At 57.6% G+C, this 18820-nt stretch carries 18 protein-coding genes; 17 read left to right on the forward strand and 1 reads right to left on the reverse strand.

The window, feature by feature from the left end:
* The first annotated feature begins 52 nt into the window (after positions 1 to 52).
* The 6 genes from lgt to G5182_RS06115 all read left to right on the forward strand — a co-directional run bounded on the left by lgt (position 53) and on the right by G5182_RS06115 (position 4762).
* On the forward strand, positions 53 to 877 hold the full coding sequence (gene lgt, locus G5182_RS06090; protein WP_031227775.1) for a prolipoprotein diacylglyceryl transferase: 825 nt from the start codon (positions 53 to 55) through the stop codon (positions 875 to 877).
* On the forward strand, positions 877 to 1671 hold the full coding sequence (gene thyA / locus G5182_RS06095; RefSeq protein ID WP_227341905.1) for a thymidylate synthase: 795 nt from the start codon (positions 877 to 879) through the stop codon (positions 1669 to 1671). Before lgt ends, thyA begins: the two co-directional genes overlap by 1 nt.
* A 223-nt stretch (positions 1672 to 1894) precedes the next feature.
* A complete protein-coding gene (gene nhaA / locus G5182_RS06100; RefSeq protein WP_227341906.1) occupies positions 1895 to 3085 on the forward strand; it encodes a Na+/H+ antiporter NhaA in 1191 nt (396 codons plus the stop codon).
* 38 nt (positions 3086 to 3123) lie between these two features.
* On the forward strand, positions 3124 to 3489 hold the full coding sequence (locus G5182_RS06105; protein WP_227342980.1) for a hypothetical protein: 366 nt from the start codon (positions 3124 to 3126) through the stop codon (positions 3487 to 3489).
* Positions 3476 to 4408 (forward strand): transcriptional activator NhaR, encoded by a 933-nt coding sequence (nhaR, locus tag G5182_RS06110; protein ID WP_216952853.1) that lies wholly within the window; start codon positions 3476 to 3478, stop codon positions 4406 to 4408. Before G5182_RS06105 ends, nhaR begins: the two co-directional genes overlap by 14 nt.
* 51 nt (positions 4409 to 4459) lie before the next feature.
* Positions 4460 to 4762, forward strand: coding sequence for an ArsR/SmtB family transcription factor (locus G5182_RS06115; protein ID WP_013724128.1), 303 nt, complete (start codon positions 4460 to 4462; stop codon positions 4760 to 4762).
* 49 nt (positions 4763 to 4811) lie between these two features.
* Here G5182_RS06115 and rpsT read toward each other — a convergent pair whose 3' ends face one another.
* Positions 4812 to 5075 carry a 30S ribosomal protein S20 gene (gene rpsT, locus G5182_RS06120; RefSeq protein WP_005308808.1) on the reverse strand — a complete coding sequence of 88 codons (264 nt, stop codon included), beginning with the start codon at positions 5073 to 5075 and terminating at the stop codon, positions 4812 to 4814.
* A 191-nt stretch (positions 5076 to 5266) separates the two neighbouring features.
* On the opposite strand from rpsT, the gene murJ reads away from it, so the two are divergent.
* From murJ to G5182_RS06175, 11 genes are all read left to right on the forward strand, one after another.
* Positions 5267 to 6829 (forward strand): murein biosynthesis integral membrane protein MurJ, encoded by a 1563-nt coding sequence (gene murJ / locus G5182_RS06125; RefSeq protein ID WP_227341907.1) that lies wholly within the window; start codon positions 5267 to 5269, stop codon positions 6827 to 6829.
* Between the two features lie 154 nt (positions 6830 to 6983).
* Entirely contained in the window at positions 6984 to 7958 is a 975-nt protein-coding gene (ribF, locus tag G5182_RS06130; protein WP_019445579.1) for a bifunctional riboflavin kinase/FAD synthetase, read from the forward strand.
* Positions 7958 to 10819: an isoleucine--tRNA ligase gene (ileS, locus tag G5182_RS06135; protein WP_227341908.1), complete on the forward strand. Its 2862-nt coding sequence runs from the start codon at positions 7958 to 7960 to the stop codon at positions 10817 to 10819. Before ribF ends, ileS begins: the two co-directional genes overlap by 1 nt.
* Complete coding sequence (gene lspA, locus G5182_RS06140) at positions 10819 to 11316, forward strand: signal peptidase II (protein ID WP_005340447.1); 498 nt, start codon at positions 10819 to 10821, stop codon at positions 11314 to 11316. The genes ileS and lspA overlap by 1 nt, the downstream gene beginning before the upstream one ends.
* A complete protein-coding gene (fkpB, locus tag G5182_RS06145; RefSeq protein ID WP_005341354.1) occupies positions 11313 to 11765 on the forward strand; it encodes an FKBP-type peptidyl-prolyl cis-trans isomerase in 453 nt (150 codons plus the stop codon). Before lspA ends, fkpB begins: the two co-directional genes overlap by 4 nt.
* Entirely contained in the window at positions 11765 to 12700 is a 936-nt protein-coding gene (gene ispH / locus G5182_RS06150) for a 4-hydroxy-3-methylbut-2-enyl diphosphate reductase (protein ID WP_227341909.1), read from the forward strand. Before fkpB ends, ispH begins: the two co-directional genes overlap by 1 nt.
* Positions 12701 to 12956: 256 nt before the next feature.
* Positions 12957 to 13460 (forward strand): type IVa pilus pseudopilin TppE, encoded by a 504-nt coding sequence (tppE, locus tag G5182_RS06155; protein WP_100646794.1) that lies wholly within the window; start codon positions 12957 to 12959, stop codon positions 13458 to 13460.
* 14 nt (positions 13461 to 13474) lie between these two features.
* The gene (gene pilV / locus G5182_RS06160) at positions 13475 to 13870 is read left to right on the forward strand and encodes a type IV pilus modification protein PilV (RefSeq protein WP_272950156.1); all 396 of its coding nucleotides are present in this window, start codon (positions 13475 to 13477) and stop codon (positions 13868 to 13870) included.
* Entirely contained in the window at positions 13867 to 14967 is a 1101-nt protein-coding gene (locus tag G5182_RS06165; protein ID WP_227341910.1) for a PilW family protein, read from the forward strand. The genes pilV and G5182_RS06165 overlap by 4 nt, the downstream gene beginning before the upstream one ends.
* A gap of 11 nt (positions 14968 to 14978) precedes the next feature.
* Positions 14979 to 15455 (forward strand): pilus assembly PilX family protein, encoded by a 477-nt coding sequence (locus tag G5182_RS06170; RefSeq protein WP_123173790.1) that lies wholly within the window; start codon positions 14979 to 14981, stop codon positions 15453 to 15455.
* Between the two features lie 10 nt (positions 15456 to 15465).
* The gene (locus G5182_RS06175) at positions 15466 to 18819 is read left to right on the forward strand and encodes a pilus assembly protein (protein WP_421254256.1); all 3354 of its coding nucleotides are present in this window, start codon (positions 15466 to 15468) and stop codon (positions 18817 to 18819) included.
* The last annotated feature ends 1 nt before the right edge of the window (position 18820 follow it).

An 18820-nucleotide genomic window follows, 5' to 3' on the forward strand; every position in this document is an offset into this window, starting at 1 on the left:
CCTGCTGACGAATGATCGGAAAATGCGGCTTTTATTTTGACTGGGGCCGCATATGCAGCACGATGGATATTGGGTTTTCTCGCAGATTGATCCCGTAGCATTCAGTTTGGGACCACTATCGGTACGCTGGTATGGTCTCATGTACCTGTTCGGTTTCGCGTTTGCCATGTGGCTTGCCGGCCGTCGCGCCGATGCGCCGAACAGCGGCTGGACCCGCAACGAGGTGTCGGATCTGCTGTTTTACGGCTTCCTCGGGGTGATCCTCGGTGGCCGTGTCGGTTACGTGCTGTTCTACAACTTCGATCTCTTCCTCGCGGATCCCACCTACCTGTTCAAGATCTGGACCGGCGGTATGTCGTTCCACGGTGGTCTGATCGGGGTGATCACCGCGATGATCTGGTTTGCCCACAAGACCAAGCGCCACTTCTTCACCGTGGCCGACTTTGTGGCACCGCTCATTCCGTTCGGTCTCGGCGTCGGCCGGATCGGCAACTTCCTCAACGGCGAGCTGTGGGGCCGGGTCACCGATGTACCCTGGGCCATCATCTTCCCGGAGGCCGGCCCCGAGCCGCGTCATCCCTCCCAGCTTTACCAGTTCGCACTGGAAGGGGTGGTGCTGTTCATCATCCTCAATCTCTTCTGGCGCAAGAATCCGCCGCGCGGTGCCATCTCCGGCATGTTCCTGCTGTTCTACGGCCTGTTCCGCTTCCTGGTGGAGTTTGTGCGCCAGCCGGACAGCCAGCTTGGTCTCTATTTCCAGGAGATCAGCATGGGCCAGATCCTCTCCACCCCGATGATTATCGCCGGTGCCCTGATGATCTGGGCCGCCTACAAGCGTCCGCAGTTGTTCGGTAATGCCGTGAAGGAGGCGAAATAATGCGAGCTTATCTCGACCTGATGCAGAAAATCCTCGATGAGGGCACCGTCAAGTCAGACCGTACCGGCACCGGTACTGTCTCCCTGTTCGGCCATCAGATGCGCTTCAATCTGGCGGAAGGTTTCCCGCTGGTGACCACCAAGAAGTGCCACCTGCGCTCCATCATTCACGAGCTGCTCTGGTTCCTCAATGGCGATACCAATACCGCCTATCTGAAGGAAAACGGCGTCAGCATCTGGGATGAGTGGGCCGACGAGAATGGCGATCTGGGGCCGGTTTACGGCGCTCAGTGGCGCTCCTGGCCTGCCGCTGACGGGTCTGTCATCGACCAGATCCAGAAAGCGGTGGATGACATCAAGCACAACCCGGATTCGCGCCGCATCATCGTATCCGCCTGGAACGTGGGCGAGCTGGACAAGATGGCGCTGGCCCCCTGCCACGCCTTCTTCCAGTTTTATGTGGCGGGCGGCAAGCTCTCCTGCCAGCTCTACCAGCGCAGCTGTGATGTGTTCCTCGGCCTGCCGTTCAACATTGCCAGCTACGCCCTGCTGACCCACATGATGGCCCAGCAGTGCAATCTGGAAGTGGGTGACTTCGTCTGGACTGGCGGTGATGTGCATCTCTACTCCAACCACATGGAGCAGACAGCGCTGCAGCTATCCCGCGAGCCGCGCCCGCTGCCGACCCTAGTGATCAAGCGCAAACCTGACTCCATCTTCGACTACAAGTTCGAGGATTTCGAGATCGAGGGTTATGACCCCCATCCCGGCATCAAGGCTCCCGTCGCCATCTGATAGCAAGGCGCTTCAGGGCGCCTTTTTTATGCAGTTAAATAATTGAAAATTCATTTTATTGATTAATAAGACGGTAACCAGAGACGAGGAAAAACCTGCTTATAGCAGGTATGTTCTATTTTGCCTTCGGTTTTTTCGTTGTATTGAGCAGCAAGAAACGATTTTCCATTGGTTGTTGCAAGAGATAGACTCAAACCAAAGCAATACGGTGGAAAATTTAACCATGAGTGATGTAATCAAAAAGTTCCTGAAGCTGGAGGCCGCCTCCGGAATTATTCTGATCATGGCTGCCATGCTGGCAATGATTTTAGCCAATACCGCGCTGGCTGGCGGGTACCAGGCGTTTCTCGGCACGCCGGTGCAGGTGCGCATCGCGGCTCTCGACATCAACAAGCCGCTGCTGCTCTGGATCAACGATGGCTTTATGGCGATCTTCTTCCTGCTGGTTGGCCTGGAAGTGAAGCGTGAAATGCTGGAGGGGGCGCTCTCCTCCCGGGTGCAAGCGACTTTTCCGGCCATCGCGGCGGTGGGCGGCATGCTGGCTCCAGCCTTGATCTACGCCTTTTTCAACTATTCGGACGAAGTGGCGCGTGCTGGCTGGGCGATCCCGGCTGCGACCGACATCGCCTTTGCCCTCGGGGTGATGGCGCTGCTCGGCAAGCGGGTGCCGGTGAGCCTCAAGGTATTCCTGCTGGCGCTGGCCATCATGGATGACCTCGGCGTCATCATCATCATCGCACTCTTCTATACCCAGCAGTTGTCGCTTGAGGCGCTGGCGATCGGCCTTCTGGCTACCTTTACCCTATTCTGGATGAACCGTCGTGGCGAGGACAGGATCAGCCTCTACATGCTGGTTGGTCTGGTGCTCTGGGTTGCTGTACTCAAGTCGGGCGTTCACGCGACGTTGGCCGGTGTGGTGGTCGGATTTATGATCCCGCTCAAGGGGAAGCGTTATGAGTCGCCACTCAAGCATCTTGAGCACTCGTTACATCCCTGGAGCGCCTATCTGATCCTGCCGCTGTTTGCCTTTGCCAACGCAGGGGTATCCCTTGAGGGGATAGGTCTCTCCTCCCTGTTGAATCCGGTGCCCATGGGCATCATGCTGGGACTGTTTATCGGCAAGCCGCTCGGGGTGTTTACCATCAGCTGGCTGTCGGTCAAACTGGGTATCGCCCAGTTGCCGCCCGGGGTTAACTTCAAGCAGATTTTTGCGGTCAGCATCCTCTGTGGTATCGGATTCACCATGTCGATGTTTATCGCGTCACTGGCCTTTGAGCATGGTGGGCTGGATTACGGCAGCTACTCGCGCCTCGGGATCCTCGTTGGATCCAGCATTGCAGCGCTGGTTGGCTATCTGGCCTTGCGATTGTCACTCCCCAAGAGTGATGGGGACCAGAATGCGGAGGGTTTATGAGAAAACAGGCATGGTTACTGCTCTTCTTGGTCAGTCCTATGGGATTAGCTGGCGGGTTTGAAGAGTGTCGACAGGAGGCTGGTTCGGCCAGCTGTTCGGCCTATCTCAACGGGGTGGTAGACAGCGCCCTGCTGCTGGGGGACAAGCAGGCCAAGGCGCGCTTTGGCGAGACCTTCTCCGAACGGGCGCTGAGCAGCCGGGCTGGCGAGATGGTCAAGCGTTCCAACAAGCGTTATTGCGCTGACCGGATGCCTGACAAGGCACGCCTCAAGGCCAGTCTGATGGAGCAGTTTGGCGCGAACAAGGTTGACTCGGTCAGCGACATGTATGACATTCTGGCGGTTGAACTCAGCTGCTACCGGAGTCCGCGTCAAGCGGGAACCCCATCGGATGTCACACCTTAACTACAACCATCTCTACTATTTCTGGATGACTCAGAAGAAGGGCTCCGTTACCCAGGCAGCGGAAGCCCTTTTTTTGACCCCGCAAACCGTCACCGGCCAGATCAAGTTGCTGGAGCAGCGCCTCGGGGGCAAGCTGCTCAAACGCAAGGGGCGCTCTCTTGAGGCGACCGAGCTGGGCCAGCTGGTGTTTCGCTATGCCGACAAGATGTTCAGCCTCTCCTACGAGATGCTCGATATCGTCAACTACCGCAATGAGAGCCAGATCCTGTTCGACGTCGGCATCGCCGATGCCCTCTCCAAGCGCCTTGCCAGCCGCGTGCTGCTCTCTGTCATCCCCAATGATGGTTCCATCCATCTGCGCTGTTTCGAATCGACCCACGAACTACTGCTGGAGCAGCTGAGCGAGCACAAGCTCGACATGATCCTCTCCGACTGTCCGGTGGACTCCAGCCAGCATGCTGGATTGCTCTCCAAACGGCTGGGCGGCTGTGGCGTCAGCTTCTTCTGCAAGGCGCCGCTGCCTGAAAAGCCCTTTCCTGCCTGTCTGGAAGAGCGCAAGCTGTTGATCCCCGGTCGCCGTACCGCCATGGGGCGTCAGCTGACCCAGTGGTTCGAGCAGCAGGGTGTCTCCCCCAGCATTCTTGGCGAGTTTGATGATGCCGCCTTGATGAAGGCGTTTGGCTTCTTCAATCAGGGCATCTTCATGGCCCCTACCATCTACCGGGAGGAGATCCTTGAGGGGGAGGGGGTGATGTTGATCGGGGAAACTCAGGATCTGATGGAGGAGTATTACGTCATCTTCGCCGAGCGGATGATCCAGCATCCGGCGGTAAAGCGGGTCTGCGAGAGCGATTTTACCTTTCTCTTTTCCGGCCAGGAGAACTTCTCCGCCATCCAGCCAGCCACCCTGTCGTTTTAAAACAGCCCGTCACCACGTATCATCGGCGATGAGTGGTAGAGGAGAGATGTGATGCAACTTGAAGAGATGGAAGCCAATGCGAGTAAAGCGGTGGCCTTGCTCAAGGCGCTGGCCAACGAGCGGCGGCTGTTTATTCTGTGCCAGTTGCTGGAGCGCGAACTGTCAGTGGGGGAGCTCAACGAGCGACTGGGATTGAGTCAGTCGGCCTTGTCACAGCATCTGGCGCTGCTGCGGCGGGATGAGCTAGTGACGACGCGCAAAGAGGCCCAGACGGTCTACTATTCGCTGCGCAGCCATGAGGTGCGTGAAATGATTAGTTTGCTGCATCGACTTTATTGCAGCGCAGATAAATAAAAAACCGGCACTAAGGCCGGTTTTTTCAGCTTTGATCAGCAGAAGCTGATTAAGCCATAGCTTTGATCTGGGCAGACAGGCGGCTCTTGTGACGAGCAGCTTTGTTCTTGTGGATCAGGCCTTTGGTCGCCATACGATCCATGATCGGCTGAGCAACAGCGAAAGCGGCAGTCGCAGCAGCTTTGTCGCCAGAGGCGATAGCAGCAATGACTTTCTTCAGGTAGGTACGGGTCATGGAACGACGGCTGGCGTTGTGCTGACGGCGTTTTTCTGACTGAAGAGCGCGCTTCTTAGCAGATTTGATGTTAGCCAAGGTAAAACTCCTAAAACTGTCTTAGCGAGTGTATTGAAAAGGCCCGGAAATATGCCCTTCCAACCACATATTGTCAAATGATTTGTGCAAATAAACACCGCCTCCCGGTGGTGTGTCAGTAGGGAGACGGTTAAACTGTCGGCCGATTCTAGCAGCATTCTTTTCATTCTGACAGTTCCAGAGGCCTCGTCTTGAGTAAGAAATTGATCAAATCCGGTATGATAGTGTCCGGAATGACGCTGGCATCCCGCGTAATGGGCTTGGTTCGCGATGTGGTCATCGCAAATCTGCTTGGTGCAGGGGTGGCCGCCGACGTCTTCTTTTTTGCCAATCGCATTCCCAACTTTCTGCGTCGCCTGTTCGCCGAAGGTGCCTTCAACCAGGCCTTTGTTCCCGTGATGACGGAGTACAAGAAAAATGGCGACGAGGGGGAAGTGCGTGAATTGCTGGCTGCGGTGGCGGGTACGTTGGGGGGCATAGTGACTGTGGTCACCCTGCTCGGTGTGCTGGGGTCGGGTGTGCTGACCGCGCTGTTTGGCTGGGGCTGGTTCTGGGACTGGCTGCATGGCGGCCCTGCGGCCGAGAAGTTCGAGCTCGCCAGTCTGATGCTCAAAATCACCTTCCCTTACCTCTGGTTCATCACCTTTACCGCCATGGCGGGGGCTATCCTCAACACCTTCGGCCGCTTTGCGGTCTCGTCGTTTACGCCGGTGTTTCTCAACATCACAATGATTGCCGCGGCCTGGTGGATTGCACCGCTGATGGACAAACCTGAGATCTCGCTGGCGATTGGTGTCTTTTTGGGCGGTTTGGTGCAGTTTTTGTTCCAATACCCCTTTTTGCGCCAAATCAACATGCTGGTATGGCCCAAGTGGGGATGGAATCACCCTGGGGTAGTGAAGATCCGCACACTGATGATCCCGGCCCTGTTCGGGGTCTCGGTCAGCCAGATCAACCTGCTGGTCAACACCATGCTGGCTTCCTTCCTGGCGACTGGTGCCATCAGCTATCTCTACTACTCGGATCGCCTGCTGGAGTTCCCCCTCGGGCTGTTTGCGGTGGCCATCAGTACCGTGATCCTGCCAGCGCTGGCCAAGAAGCATGTGGATGCCGATCCGGCGGACTTCTCCCGCACTATGGATTGGGGGGTGCGGATGGTGATGCTGCTCGGCCTGCCCGCCATGATAGGCATTGCGGTCATGCGCGAGCCCATTTTGCGAGTGCTGTTCATGCGCGGCGAATTTGGCCTGCATGAAGTGAGCATGTCGAGCGCCAGCCTGCTGGCCTCCACTACCGGTCTGCTCTCCCTGATGCTGATCAAGGTGCTGGCCCCCGGTTATTACGCCCGTCAGGATACCAAGACGCCGGTGCGGATCGGGGTGATGTCGATGATTGCCAACATGGTCTGCAACCTCATCTTCATCTACCCGCTCGGTTACGTGGGGCTGGCGCTCTCGACCGCCTGCTCGGGCACTCTGAATGCGGCCTTGCTGTTCAAGGGGTTGTACCAGCAGAGCGTCTATCGTCCCTCCCGCCATACTGGCGTGTTCTGCCTCAAGCTGCTGGTCGCCAGCGTGCTGATGGGCTGTGTGCTCGCCTATCTGTCGCCGGATTTGGCCCAGTGGGGGGCGTGGAGCATGGGCAAGGCCAGTTTGCAGCTGACCATGCTGCTGTCGCTGGGGGCTGCGGTCTATGCCGTGGTGTTGCTGCTGCTGGGCATTCGGCCGCGTCACCTTAAATCGGGGCAGCAGTAGCCGTGATCCTGCGGCGCCATGGGGATAGTGCCTCATGGCGCCGCAGGGGGCGTGATTGGGCCCGGATAGTTGAAATCAGGCTATGAGGGCTGACCCTGCCTGCTGCCTGATATATAATCCGCCGATTTCCATGGCAGCAACGCACAAGGCACTGATGGAGCTTATTCGCGGCATTCACAATCTCAAGCCCCGTCACCGGGGATGTGTATTAACCATTGGCAACTTTGATGGGGTTCATCAGGGTCACCATGCGGTATTGGCACGTCTCAAGGAGAAAGCGGCCCAGCTGGGATTGCCCGCCTGCGTCATGCTGTTTGAGCCGCAGCCGCTGGAACTGTTTGCCGGCACGGCAGCGCCCGCCCGGCTGAGCCGGTTGCGGGAAAAGTACGAAGCGCTGCAGGGGCTGCATATCGATCGCATGCTCTGCGTGCGCTTCAGCCACCGTTTTGCCGAGCAGGCGGCCTCGACCTTCATCGAGCAGTTGCTGGTGGAGAAGCTCGGGGTGCGCTATCTGGTGGTCGGCGATGATTTTCGCTTCGGCAAGGGGCGGGAAGGGGATTTCCACCTGCTGGAGGAGGCGGGCCATCGCTTCGGCTTCGAGGTGATCAGCACCCAGAGCTTCCAGCTCGAACGGCAGCGGGTCAGCAGCACCCTGGTGCGTGAAGCCCTTAAGGCGGGCCGGATGGCGGAGGTGGAGCTGATGCTTGGCCGCCCCTACACCATCAGCGGCCGGGTGGCCCACGGCGACAAGCTAGGGCGCACCATAGGTTTTCCCACCGCCAATCTGGCCCTCAAGCGTCAGGTGATCCCGGTCGGTGGCGTGTTTGCGGTGGAAGTGATATGTTCCGGCAAGACCTTCCCCGGTGTAGCCAATGTGGGTGTTCGGCCGACCTTGAGCGGTACACAAGCCAGATTGGAAGTACATCTATTTGATTTTTCTGGTGATCTATATGGTCAGCAGGTCAAGGTGCTGCTTCGCCACAAGCTGCGCGAAGAGCAGAAGTTTGCCTCTTTCACTGCCTTGAAAGAGCAGATCGAACGAGATGCCCTGGCGGCCCGAGCCTGGTTCGGGCTGCCACAATTCAATTTACCCAGCACTCTTTTAGAAAAGAAGGGAACCCAGGACTGATGAGCGACTATAAACACACCCTGAATCTTCCGGAAACCGAGTTTCCGATGCGTGGCGATCTGGCCAAGCGCGAACCCAACATGCTGAAACGTTGGTACGATCAGGATCTCTACGGCGCTATTCGCCGCGCCAAAGCGGGCAAGCCTTCTTTCATTCTGCACGATGGCCCCCCCTATGCGAACGGCAACATTCACATCGGTCACTCGGTCAACAAGATCCTCAAAGACATCATCATCAAGTCCAAGGGCCTCTCCGGTTTCGATTCCCCCTATGTGCCGGGTTGGGATTGCCACGGTCTGCCTATCGAACTGAAAGTGGAAGGCATGGTCGGCAAGCCGGGCGAGAAGGTTTCCGCTGCCGAATTCCGCGCCGAGTGCCGCAAATACGCCAAGACCCAGATCGAAGCGCAGAAGACCGACTTCATCCGTCTGGGTGTGCTGGGCGACTGGGAACATCCCTACCTGACCATGGATTTTGGCACCGAAGCCAACATCATCCGCTCCATGGCCAAGATCGTTGAAAACGGCCACCTGCACAAAGGTTCCAAACCGGTGCACTGGTGTACCGATTGCGGCTCCGCGCTGGCTGAAGCCGAAGTGGAGTACTACGACAAGAACTCCCCCTCCATCGATGTGCGCTTCAAGGCCGTTGATGAGGCATCCGTTGCCGCCAAGTTTGACTGCGCCGAAGGCCACACCGGCAAGGGCCCGATCTCTGCGGTGATCTGGACCACTACTCCGTGGACCCTGCCAGCCAACCGCGCCATCGCCATGCACGCCGATCTGGATTACGCACTGGTGCAGGTTGAAGGTGAGCACCCAGAGCGTCTGATCCTGGCCGCCGAGCTGGTCAAGGACGTGATGGATCGCGCCGGTATCGAGAAGTTCCACAATCTGGGCTATGCCAAGGGTGCCGCGCTCGAGCTGCTGCGCTTCAACCACCCCTTCTACAGCTTCGATGTGCCGGTGGTACTGGGTGATCACGTTACCCTGGATGCCGGTACCGGCGCCGTACACACCGCCCCTGGCCACGGTCAGGAAGACTTCGTAGTCGGCCAGAAATACGGTCTGGAAGTGGCCAACCCGGTTGGCAGCAATGGCGTTTACCTGCCTGATACCGAACTGTTTGCCGGTCAGCATGTGTTCAAGGCCAATGCCTCCGTGATCGAAGTGCTGACCGAACGCGGCGCCCTACTGCATCACAAGGTGTTCAACCACTCCTATCCGCACTGCTGGCGTCACAAGACCCCGATCATCTTCCGTGCTACTCCGCAGTGGTTCATCAGCATGGAGCAGAAGGGTCTGCGCAAGCGCGCGCTGGAAGAGATCGAGCGCATCGAGAAGGACGGTATTGCCCAGCAAGGCCAGAGCGGCTGGGTACCGGCCTGGGGTAAAAACCGCATTCAGGCGATGGTTGAGAACCGTCCTGACTGGTGTATCTCCCGTCAGCGCACCTGGGGTGTGCCTATCTCCCTGTTCGTCCACAAAGAGACCCAGGAACTGCATCCGGAATCCGTGCGCCTGATGCACGAAGTAGCCAAGCGGGTCGAGCTGTCCGGTATTCAGGCATGGTGGGATCTGGACAAGGCCGAGCTGCTGGGTGCCGATGCAGACATGTACGACAAGGTGCCTGACACTCTGGACGTCTGGTTTGACTCCGGTTCTACCCACGCCTCCGTGGTCGATGCCCGTCCCGAGTTCAACGGCAAGCCGGCCGACATGTATCTGGAAGGTTCTGACCAGCACCGTGGCTGGTTCATGTCCTCCCTGATGATCGGTGTGGCCATGAAAGACAAGGCTCCCTATAACCAGGTGCTGACTCACGGCTTCACTGTGGATGGTCAGGGTCGCAAGATGTCCAAGTCCATCGGCAACGTGGTGAGCCCGCAAGACGTAATGAACAAGCTGGGTGCCGACATCCTGCGTCTGTGGGTAGCGAGCACTGATTACACCGGCGAGATGACTGTCTCCGATGAGATCCTCAAGCGCTCTGCCGATGCTTATCGCCGTATTCGCAATACAGCCCGCTTCCTGCTGGCCAACCTGAACGGCTTCAATCCGGCGACCGACATGGTGGCACCTGCCGACATGGTGGTGGTGGATCGCTGGGCTGTGGGTCGTGCCAAAGCGGTACAGGCCGAGATCATGGCGGCATTCGACGAGTACAACTTCCACGGTGTAACCCAGAAGCTGATGCAGTTCTGCTCCATCGAGATGGGCTCCTTCTATCTGGATGTCATCAAGGATCGTCAGTACACCGCCAAGGCTGACAGCCTGGCCCGTCGCTCCTGCCAGACAGCCCTCTATCACATCGCCGAGGCCATGGTGCGCTGGATGGCGCCGATCATGAGCTTCACCGCCGATGAAATCTGGGCACTGCTGCCGGGTGAGCGCGGCGAGTTCGTCTTCACCGAAGAGTGGTACGACGGCCTGTTCGGGCTGGAAGCGGGTGAAACCCTCAACGACGATTTCTGGGCCGAGATCCTCACCGTGCGTGGTGAAGTGAACAAGGCGCTGGAAGTGGCCCGTGGCGAGAAGCGTATCGGCGGCTCCCTGCAGGCCGAGCTGACCCTGTTCGCCAAGCCGGAGCTGGCTGCACGCCTGAATGCCCTGGCTGATGAGCTGCGCTTCGTGCTGCTCACCTCCAAAGCCAATGTGGTTGAGGCTGACACTGCGCCGGAAGGCTCTGTGGCGACCGAGCGTGATGACCTGTGGCTGAGCGTGGCCCAGTCTGCTGCCGCCAAGTGCGACCGCTGTTGGCACCATGTAGAAGATGTGGGCACCATCGCGGGTCACGAAGAGATCTGTGGTCGCTGTGTGACCAACGTTGAGGGTGACGGCGAAACTCGTCAATTTGCCTGATGAACATGACTCAACATAAAAGCGGCCTGCGTTGGCTGTGGCTGGCAGTGCTGGCCTTTGTACTGGACCAGGCGAGCAAGCTCGCCGTGGTCAAGTTGCTGCCATTTGGTTACCCGGGGGTGGAGATCACCCCCTTCTTCAATCTGGTTCACGTCTACAACAAGGGGGCCGCATTCAGCTTTCTGGCTGATCAGGGGGGCTGGCAGCGCTGGTTCTTCGCGGTGCTGGCTTTTGCCATCTGTGGATTGCTGATCCACTGGCTGCGCAAGCAGTCGGTGACCCAGCGTTGGAGCGGTATCGCCTATTCACTCATCATCGGCGGCGCCCTTGGCAACGTCTTTGATCGACTGGTGTTGGGCCATGTGGTCGATTTCCTCGACTTCTACTGGCAGCGTGCGCACTGGCCGGCATTCAATCTGGCCGACAGCTTTATCTTTATCGGGGCCGCCATGATTGTGCTGGACGGTTTCCGTGGTGAGAAAAAGGAGCAGGCATGAGCCAGCAGATCACCGCTAACAGCAGCGTGCTGTTCCACTTCTCCATCAAGCTGGAAGATGGCTCGGTTGCCGACAGCACGGCGCTGCACGGCAAACCTGCCCGCCTGCGGATGGGCGATGGCAGCCTGACCCCCACCTTTGAGCAGTGCCTGCTGGGGCTGAGCGAAGGGGAGAGCAAGAGCTTCACGCTGGCGCCGGAAGAGGCCTTTGGTCTCTCCAATCCCGACAATATCTACCATCTCGACCGTGCCAAATTTGGCGCCGATGTGGAGCCAAAAGTCGGCACCATCATCCTGTTCGATCAGCCCAATGGCAGCGAGCTGCCGGGCATTATCCGGGCGGTAGCCGGGATGTCGGTGACGGTCGATTTCAACCACCCGCTGGCCGGTCATACCGTCACCTTCGAGGTGGAGATCCTGGGCGTTGATGATGAGGAGAAGGTGCATTAATGGATATTCTGCTCGCTAACCCTCGCGGTTTTTGCGCCGGTGTCGATCGTGCCATCAGCATTGTCGAGAGCGCGTTGGAGAAGTTCGGTGCCCCCATCTATGTCCGCCACGAAGTGGTGCATAACCGGTATGTGGTGAACAAGTTGAAAGAGGCGGGCGCTGTCTTCGTCGAGGAGCTGGACGAGGTGCCTGACGACAGCATCGTCATCTTTTCTGCTCACGGCGTGGCCAAGACAGTGCGCGAGATGGCCAAATCCCGCGCCCTCAAGGTATTCGATGCCACCTGTCCGCTGGTGACCAAGGTGCACATGGAGGTTCATCGCGCCAGCCGCAAGGGCTCCGAGGCTGTGCTCATCGGCCACGCCGGTCACCCCGAGGTGATCGGGACCATGGGGCAGTACGAGAATCGCGAAGGCGGCATGTATCTGGTGGAGACGCCTGAAGATGTGGCCAAGCTCAAGGTGAAGAACCCGGATGACCTCTGCTTTGTCACCCAGACCACCCTGAGCGTGGATGAGACCTCTGACGTCATCGATGCGTTGCGCAAGCACTTCCCCAAGATCCAGGGGCCGCGCAAGGACGATATCTGCTACGCCACCCAGAACCGTCAGGATGCGGTGCGGGAGATGGCAGGGCTGGTGGACGCCATGCTGGTGGTGGGGTCTCGCAACTCCTCCAATTCCAACCGTCTGCGCGAGCTGGCCGAGAAGGTGGGCGCCAGAGCCTATCTTATCGACGATGCGTCGATGATTGAGGCGAGCTGGCTGGAAGGGGTGAAGGCGATAGGCGTCACTGCCGGCGCATCCGCCCCCGAGGTGCTGGTGCAGTCCGTGATTGCCCGCTTGCGGGAGCTGGGAGGCAAGGTGGTCGCCGAGCATCCTGGCCGTGAAGAGAACGTGGTGTTTGAAGTGCCGCCAGAGCTGCGGATCCTCTGATCCCTCTCATCTCGCTGGATGTCGGTTTATTGCCAGAGCCACCTCGTTGAGGTGGCTTTGTTTTTTTTTGGCTCTAACGAGTCCTATTTTCATGTTCGCAACCAGATTGCAGCGAAAATTGATGATGCAGCTCGAACTTTTGCATTGCCGGGATTGAAACACCAAGTGCCCGGCATAGACTGCCAGCAAGCCCTTACTCTGGCTTAGCACACATGGAGTGTGTCTGTCCTCCTGGAACAAATCAGAGCGAAACAGGATGTTTTTGCGTTCAGGTTTTAGCCTTATCGAGCTTATGGTCACCATAGCGCTCGTCTCTTTGTTACTCACGTTGGGGGTTCCTTCCTTCAACGCTTTGCTGCGCACTATTTCTCTCAATACTCAGGCTAACAACTTTGTTGCGGCCATCAACCTTGCCCGCTCAGAAGCCATTCGCCGCAACACGGTAGTGACCCTCTCCGCCTCTGCCGATAACCTGACCCAGCATCACTGGGAGGCTGGCTGGCAGATCTGGGTCGATGGCAACGGTAACGGCATACTGGATAATGGTGAGTTGTTGCGAGGCTTTCCCGACATGGGGGGCGGGGTATTGAGCAGCAATACCTCCCTGCTGCGTTTTAATAGCGAGGGTTTTCTTGATGGCCGCACTCCGTTGGCACGGGTATTTTCCCTGCGTCCTGATGAGTGTCGAAATGAGCCCTCCCGTGATATCAACATCACAGTGGCTGGTCGCCCTTCCATTACCGAGGCTAGCTGCCCATGATGCGAGAACGGGGTTTGTCACTGCTTGAAATCATGATCTCGGTACTGGTGCTCTCCATCGGTATTCTGGGCATGGCGACTCTGCAACTGCAGGCTCTCAAGAGTAACCAGTCGGCGCTGACGCGTACCGAGGCGACCCAGTATGCATACATGATCAACGACATGATGCGGGCTAATCGCAGCGCGGCTCTGAACGGGCAATACAATATCGACTTGGGCGAAACTGTCTCGGGTAGCTCTATGGCGGTTCAGGATCTGCAACACTGGAAGCGGGTCGTAGCCGAGCTACCAGGTGGCGATGGCGCCGTATCGGTCAGTGCCGGAAGGGCCACCATCACTATTCAGTGGGATAGCAGTCGGCTGTCGACTGATCCTGCGTCGCGCAGCATGATCCTGAGGACGGACCTATGAGCAGGAGCGGTTTGCCGCTACACCAGCACGGGATCGGCTTGGTCGAGGTGATGATCGCCTTGGTGCTCTCGCTGATAACGGTGGGTGTCATGATTCAGGTGTTTCTCGGCAATCACAAAACCTATCTCACTGGCGAGGCCATTGCCCGGGTGCGGGAAGATAGCGGATTTGCCACCAATCTGCTGCAAAAAGAGCTGCGTATGGTGGGCTATCAGGGGTGTCTCAGCAAACAGGGGGTCAATATCACCAATACCCTCAATAACAGTACGGCACTGCCCTACAACTTCACCACCTTTTTGCGTGGTTACGACAATGTGACGTCCACTTTGCCAGCCGAGCTGTCTGCTCTGTTCAGCGGTTCCGAGCCCAGACCCATGCCGGGTAGCGATATCCTGTTGGTTCAGGGGCCGGTTGGGGTTGGGGTTCCGCTCAGTCGTGATAATCATAACAGTGCCGCCCAGCTGTTTGTGCAGCAGCTATCCAGCAAGGCCGACTATTGTGGTTCCGGCGCACAGGGTTATAGCGATCTGTGCGAGGGAGATATCGTCATGGTCTCCGACTGTCAGAAGGCCAGAATATTTCAGGTCTCCAAAGTACAGGGCGTGGCAGGGGGGCGTGAGGTCAATATCGTCCACTCCAATGACAACAAATATACGCCAGGCAATGCCAGCAGTTCCTGGGGGGGGGCCAGCAGCCCACCCGAGGAGCGGTTTGGTCTTGGCTCGGTCGTGAACAGGGTGGAAACCCGTCTCTACTATATCGCCCGCCCCTCTGCCAGCAGCCCCTACGCGCTTTATCGCAAGAACGGGGTGGCTGCAGGTATGCCCCTTATCGAAGGGGTGGCCAATATGCAACTTACATTCGGCGAGGATCAGAACCGGGATCGGGCGGCAGATCGCTATGTGAGCGCCGCCAGCAATCCAAACTGGAACAATGTACTGGGGATTGGAGTACAGCTTCTTATGCGCAGTAACCAAGGCAATGTGGTGTCGTCTCCGCAGGCCCTTAGCTTTGCCGGAGCCACCTTCCGGGCGACCGATCGCAACTGGTACTGGGTCGCCGAAACCACAGTTGCGCTGCGCAATCGGCTACCTTGAGGAGCCCAGTCATGATGGATCGACAGCAGGGGATGGCGCTGGTGATCAGCCTGATTTTTCTGGTCATGGTGAGCCTGCTGGGTATGGCCAGTATGCGTGGGGCGCAGTTGCAAGAGAAGATGGCGGGTAACCAGAAAGAGGCGCTGCAGGCATTGCAGGCGGCAGAAGCGGGCCTGCGCGCTGCCGAGCGCTATATCGAGGCTGGCAACTCGGGTCCCTATGACAACAGCGCGGGCCTGTATGAATTTATCGACACCGCGGTGGATCCTGCCTCCCCTTCGACCGCTTGGCGTACCTATACCAACAGTGGTCTGGCGGGGCGCGCTCCCGAATACTTTATCGAACGGTTGCCCTATACCCAGGGGGGGAGCGAGGATCTGGCAGTCGATGAGCCCATCAGTGAGCGTCGTCTATATCGTATTACTGCAAGGGGATTTGGTCTCTCTGACGAGAGCCGGGTGCTGTTGCAATCGACCTATAGTCGCTAGGAGGCGGTGTATGGGCAAACTTGGTTTTGGCCTTTCGGTGATGCTCTGCTGTGCTTCGGCACAGGCGGCGCTCGATATTGCCCAGGTTCCCCTCTATCTCGGCACCCGGGCCGATCCCAATATCATGTTTACCCTGGATGATTCGGGTTCGATGCATTTCGAGATCATGCCCGAGTCCTTGATCGAGAACGATGCGCGTTATGTCTACCCACGTGCTAACAAGGTCTATGGTAGCGATGATTACGATAATCGTACCGTGACCTTTGCTGCGGGCAGTAATCGTAATGCCTACACCCGTTCCAGCCATAACAACAAGCTTTATTACAATCCGCAGTTGACCTATCGCCCTTGGGTCAAGGCGGATGGCACCTTGATGAGTAATGCCAAAATTACCTGCGCCCCGCACAATCCATTGAAGAATCCCGATAGGTCGTGCCGTGATTTGACCAATGAAGGTACGGAGTACGCAAATGCCGATAACGCTACTTTCTATAAAAAATTTAATGATGATGAAGTAAATAAAACGGAAGAGTTCTGGCCTGCCGTCTATTTCGACTACAAAGGTAGCGGTGATGTCAAGAAGGTGAGTAGCTATAACAGGGTGGAGATAAGTAAAAGCACGTCAAGTTACCTTGGGCGGCCCAATCGCAGCGACTGCAAGAGCGCGCCTGCCTGTAGCTATGACGAGGAGATCCAGAACTTTGCCAACTGGTATACCTATTACCGTTCGCGGATCCTGGCAGCACGAGCTGGCATTGGGCGTGCCTTTGCCAGTCAGGGGCAATCGCTGCGAGTCGGTTTTGCCACCATCAACGCCAGCGGTAGTGTGATCCGTGATGTAGCCGCTTTTTCGGGTACTAATCGCAGTGACTTTTTCAAAGATCTCTATAGCCGAGATATTCCAGCTGCCGGTACTCCACTGCGGACCAGCCTCCAGCATGTGGGAAACTACTTTTCCAAGACGGGTGGCGATGGCCCCTGGGCCGTCAGTGCCGGTAGCACGCTTCCTCATCTTACCTGTCGCCAGAGTTATAACATCCTGATGACCGATGGTTACTGGAGTGAGGGACGAGCTTATGATCCTGACCCTGCGGTCGGTGACCAAGACAATGATGGAACCGCTGATACCTTGGCTGATGTGGCTTACCATTACTGGAAAACGGATCTGCGTCCCGATCTCGCAAACAAGGTTCCGACCAGCACGGAGGATCCCGCTAATTGGCAGCATCTGGTCAACTTCACGGTCGGATTGGGGGTCAACGGCACCTTGAACCCTGCCAGCGGGAAGCCTGTGAGTTGGCCCAGCCCCTACGGCTCCGATGCAAAGAAAATCGATGATCTGTGGCATGCGGCCGTCAACAGCAAAGGGAATTTCTTCAGCGCGGCAGATCCCGATACCTTCGCCGCAGCCCTGAGCAGTACGCTGGCACAGATTGCCGCCCGTAACAGCTCAGCCAGTTCAGTGACCGCCAACGCAACCCGGCTGGACAGCAATACCCACATCTACCAGGCCCGCTACAACAGCGGCGACTGGTCGGGGCAACTGGTCTCGATCCCGCTGAACAGCGATGGCACCCTTGGGGAGATCGCTTGGGATGCCGCTACCTTGATCCCCGAGCCTTCGGCACGCAATATCTTCACCCGGCAAGATGGTGTCGGCATCCCCTTTCGTTGGGATACGCTGAATGTGACCAACCGGGCTCTATTCAATGTCGCTGGTGACAACCAGGGAGAAAGCCGTGTCGCCTATCTGCGCGGTGATCGCAGTGGTGAGCAGCGCAATGGTGGTGCGTTTCGTAATCGTAGTGATCTGCTCGGCGACATCATCAATTCTGATCCCGTCTACGTGGGCAAGCGTGATTACGGTTACAGCAGTGCAGCCGGTCTGACCCAGACCGAGCGGGAGGGTTACCAGGCTTTTCTAAGCTCGACGGCGATTACCCGCCGCCCACCCATGCTCTATGTCGGTGCCAATGACGGTATGCTGCACGGATTTCGAGTCGCCGACGGTGTCGAGCGACTGGCCTATATCCCGTCCAGCCTGCTGGGCGAGCTGAATCAGTTGACCAGACCGAATTACAGCCATCGCTACTATGTGGATGGGACGCCCAGGGTGAGCGATGCCTATCTGGGCAGTCGCTGGAAGAGCATCTTGCTGGGATCCACCGGTGCCGGTGGCAAGGCGGTATTTGCCATCGATGTGACGGCCCCGGATAACTTCACCGCCGACAAGATGCTGTGGGAGTTCACCGATAGCGAAATGGGGGTTGCACTGGCGGCACCCACTCTGGTACGTGTCAAAGCCGACAACAAATGGGTTGCTCTGGTTGCGAATGGTTACAACAGCACCAGTCAGACTGCGAGGCTTTTTGTGCTGGATCTGGCGACTGGCGCCATCATCAAAGAGATTGATACCGAGGTAGGGTCTTCCAGCGAGCCCAACGGTCTATCTTCCCCCTTGCCGGTAGATCAAGACGGGGACAGGGTTGTCGACTATGTCTATGCCGGTGACCTGCACGGCAATCTGTGGAAATTCGATCTGACTGACAAAAACAGTGCCCAGTGGGGAAGTGCTTTGAAAACGGGCAACAAGCCCAAGCCGCTGTTCCAGGCTTGTAATGGCAGCTGCAGTGCCGGTACGCGTCAGCCGATCACCATGCGTCCTTTGGCTATTCGGCACCCTAAAGGGGGGGTTATGGTGATGATGGGGACTGGCAGTTATTTTACCAATGATGACAAACTGGTTCCCGCCACGCCGAGGCTGGAAGCGGTGTACGGTATCTGGGATACGGGGGCTACCGTGCTCAGTAGCCAGCTGTTGCAGCAGAGCATCACCCATGAGTTTGTGGCCAACGGCACCACTATCAAGTTCAACGTGAGGGTTGTCTCCAACCGGAATGTCAATTACACCAGCCAAAAGGGTTGGTATCTGCTATTGAAATCGCCAAGCTTGAGCAAGGGGGTCGGTGAGCGGGCCGTCTCCGAGATGCTCTATCGGCATAAGCGATTGATCTTCAATACCTTGATCCCGTCGGCGGATGCCTGTGACTTTGGTGGCCGCTCCTGGCTGATGGAGCTGGATCCCATCTCGGGGGCCAGACTCACCTACTCGGTGTTTGATGTTAACGGCGACGGGGCCGTCAACGATGATGATTACGTCGCGATCGAGGATGAAGCCGGCAATGACATCAAGGTGCCGGTCAGCGGCAAGCAATTTGATGAGCTCACCACGACGCCAAGCGTAGTGGAAGATGCCGAGATGGAGCGCAAATATATCAGCGGCTCCAGCGGAAATATCTCGGTCACGCTGGAAGAGGGGGCAGGCGATCTGGGTGGCCGCCAGTCTTGGTTGCAACTGGAGTAGA

This window comes from Aeromonas sp. 600948, from assembly GCF_049174875.1.
Classification (GTDB): domain Bacteria; phylum Pseudomonadota; class Gammaproteobacteria; order Enterobacterales; family Aeromonadaceae; genus Aeromonas; species Aeromonas veronii_A.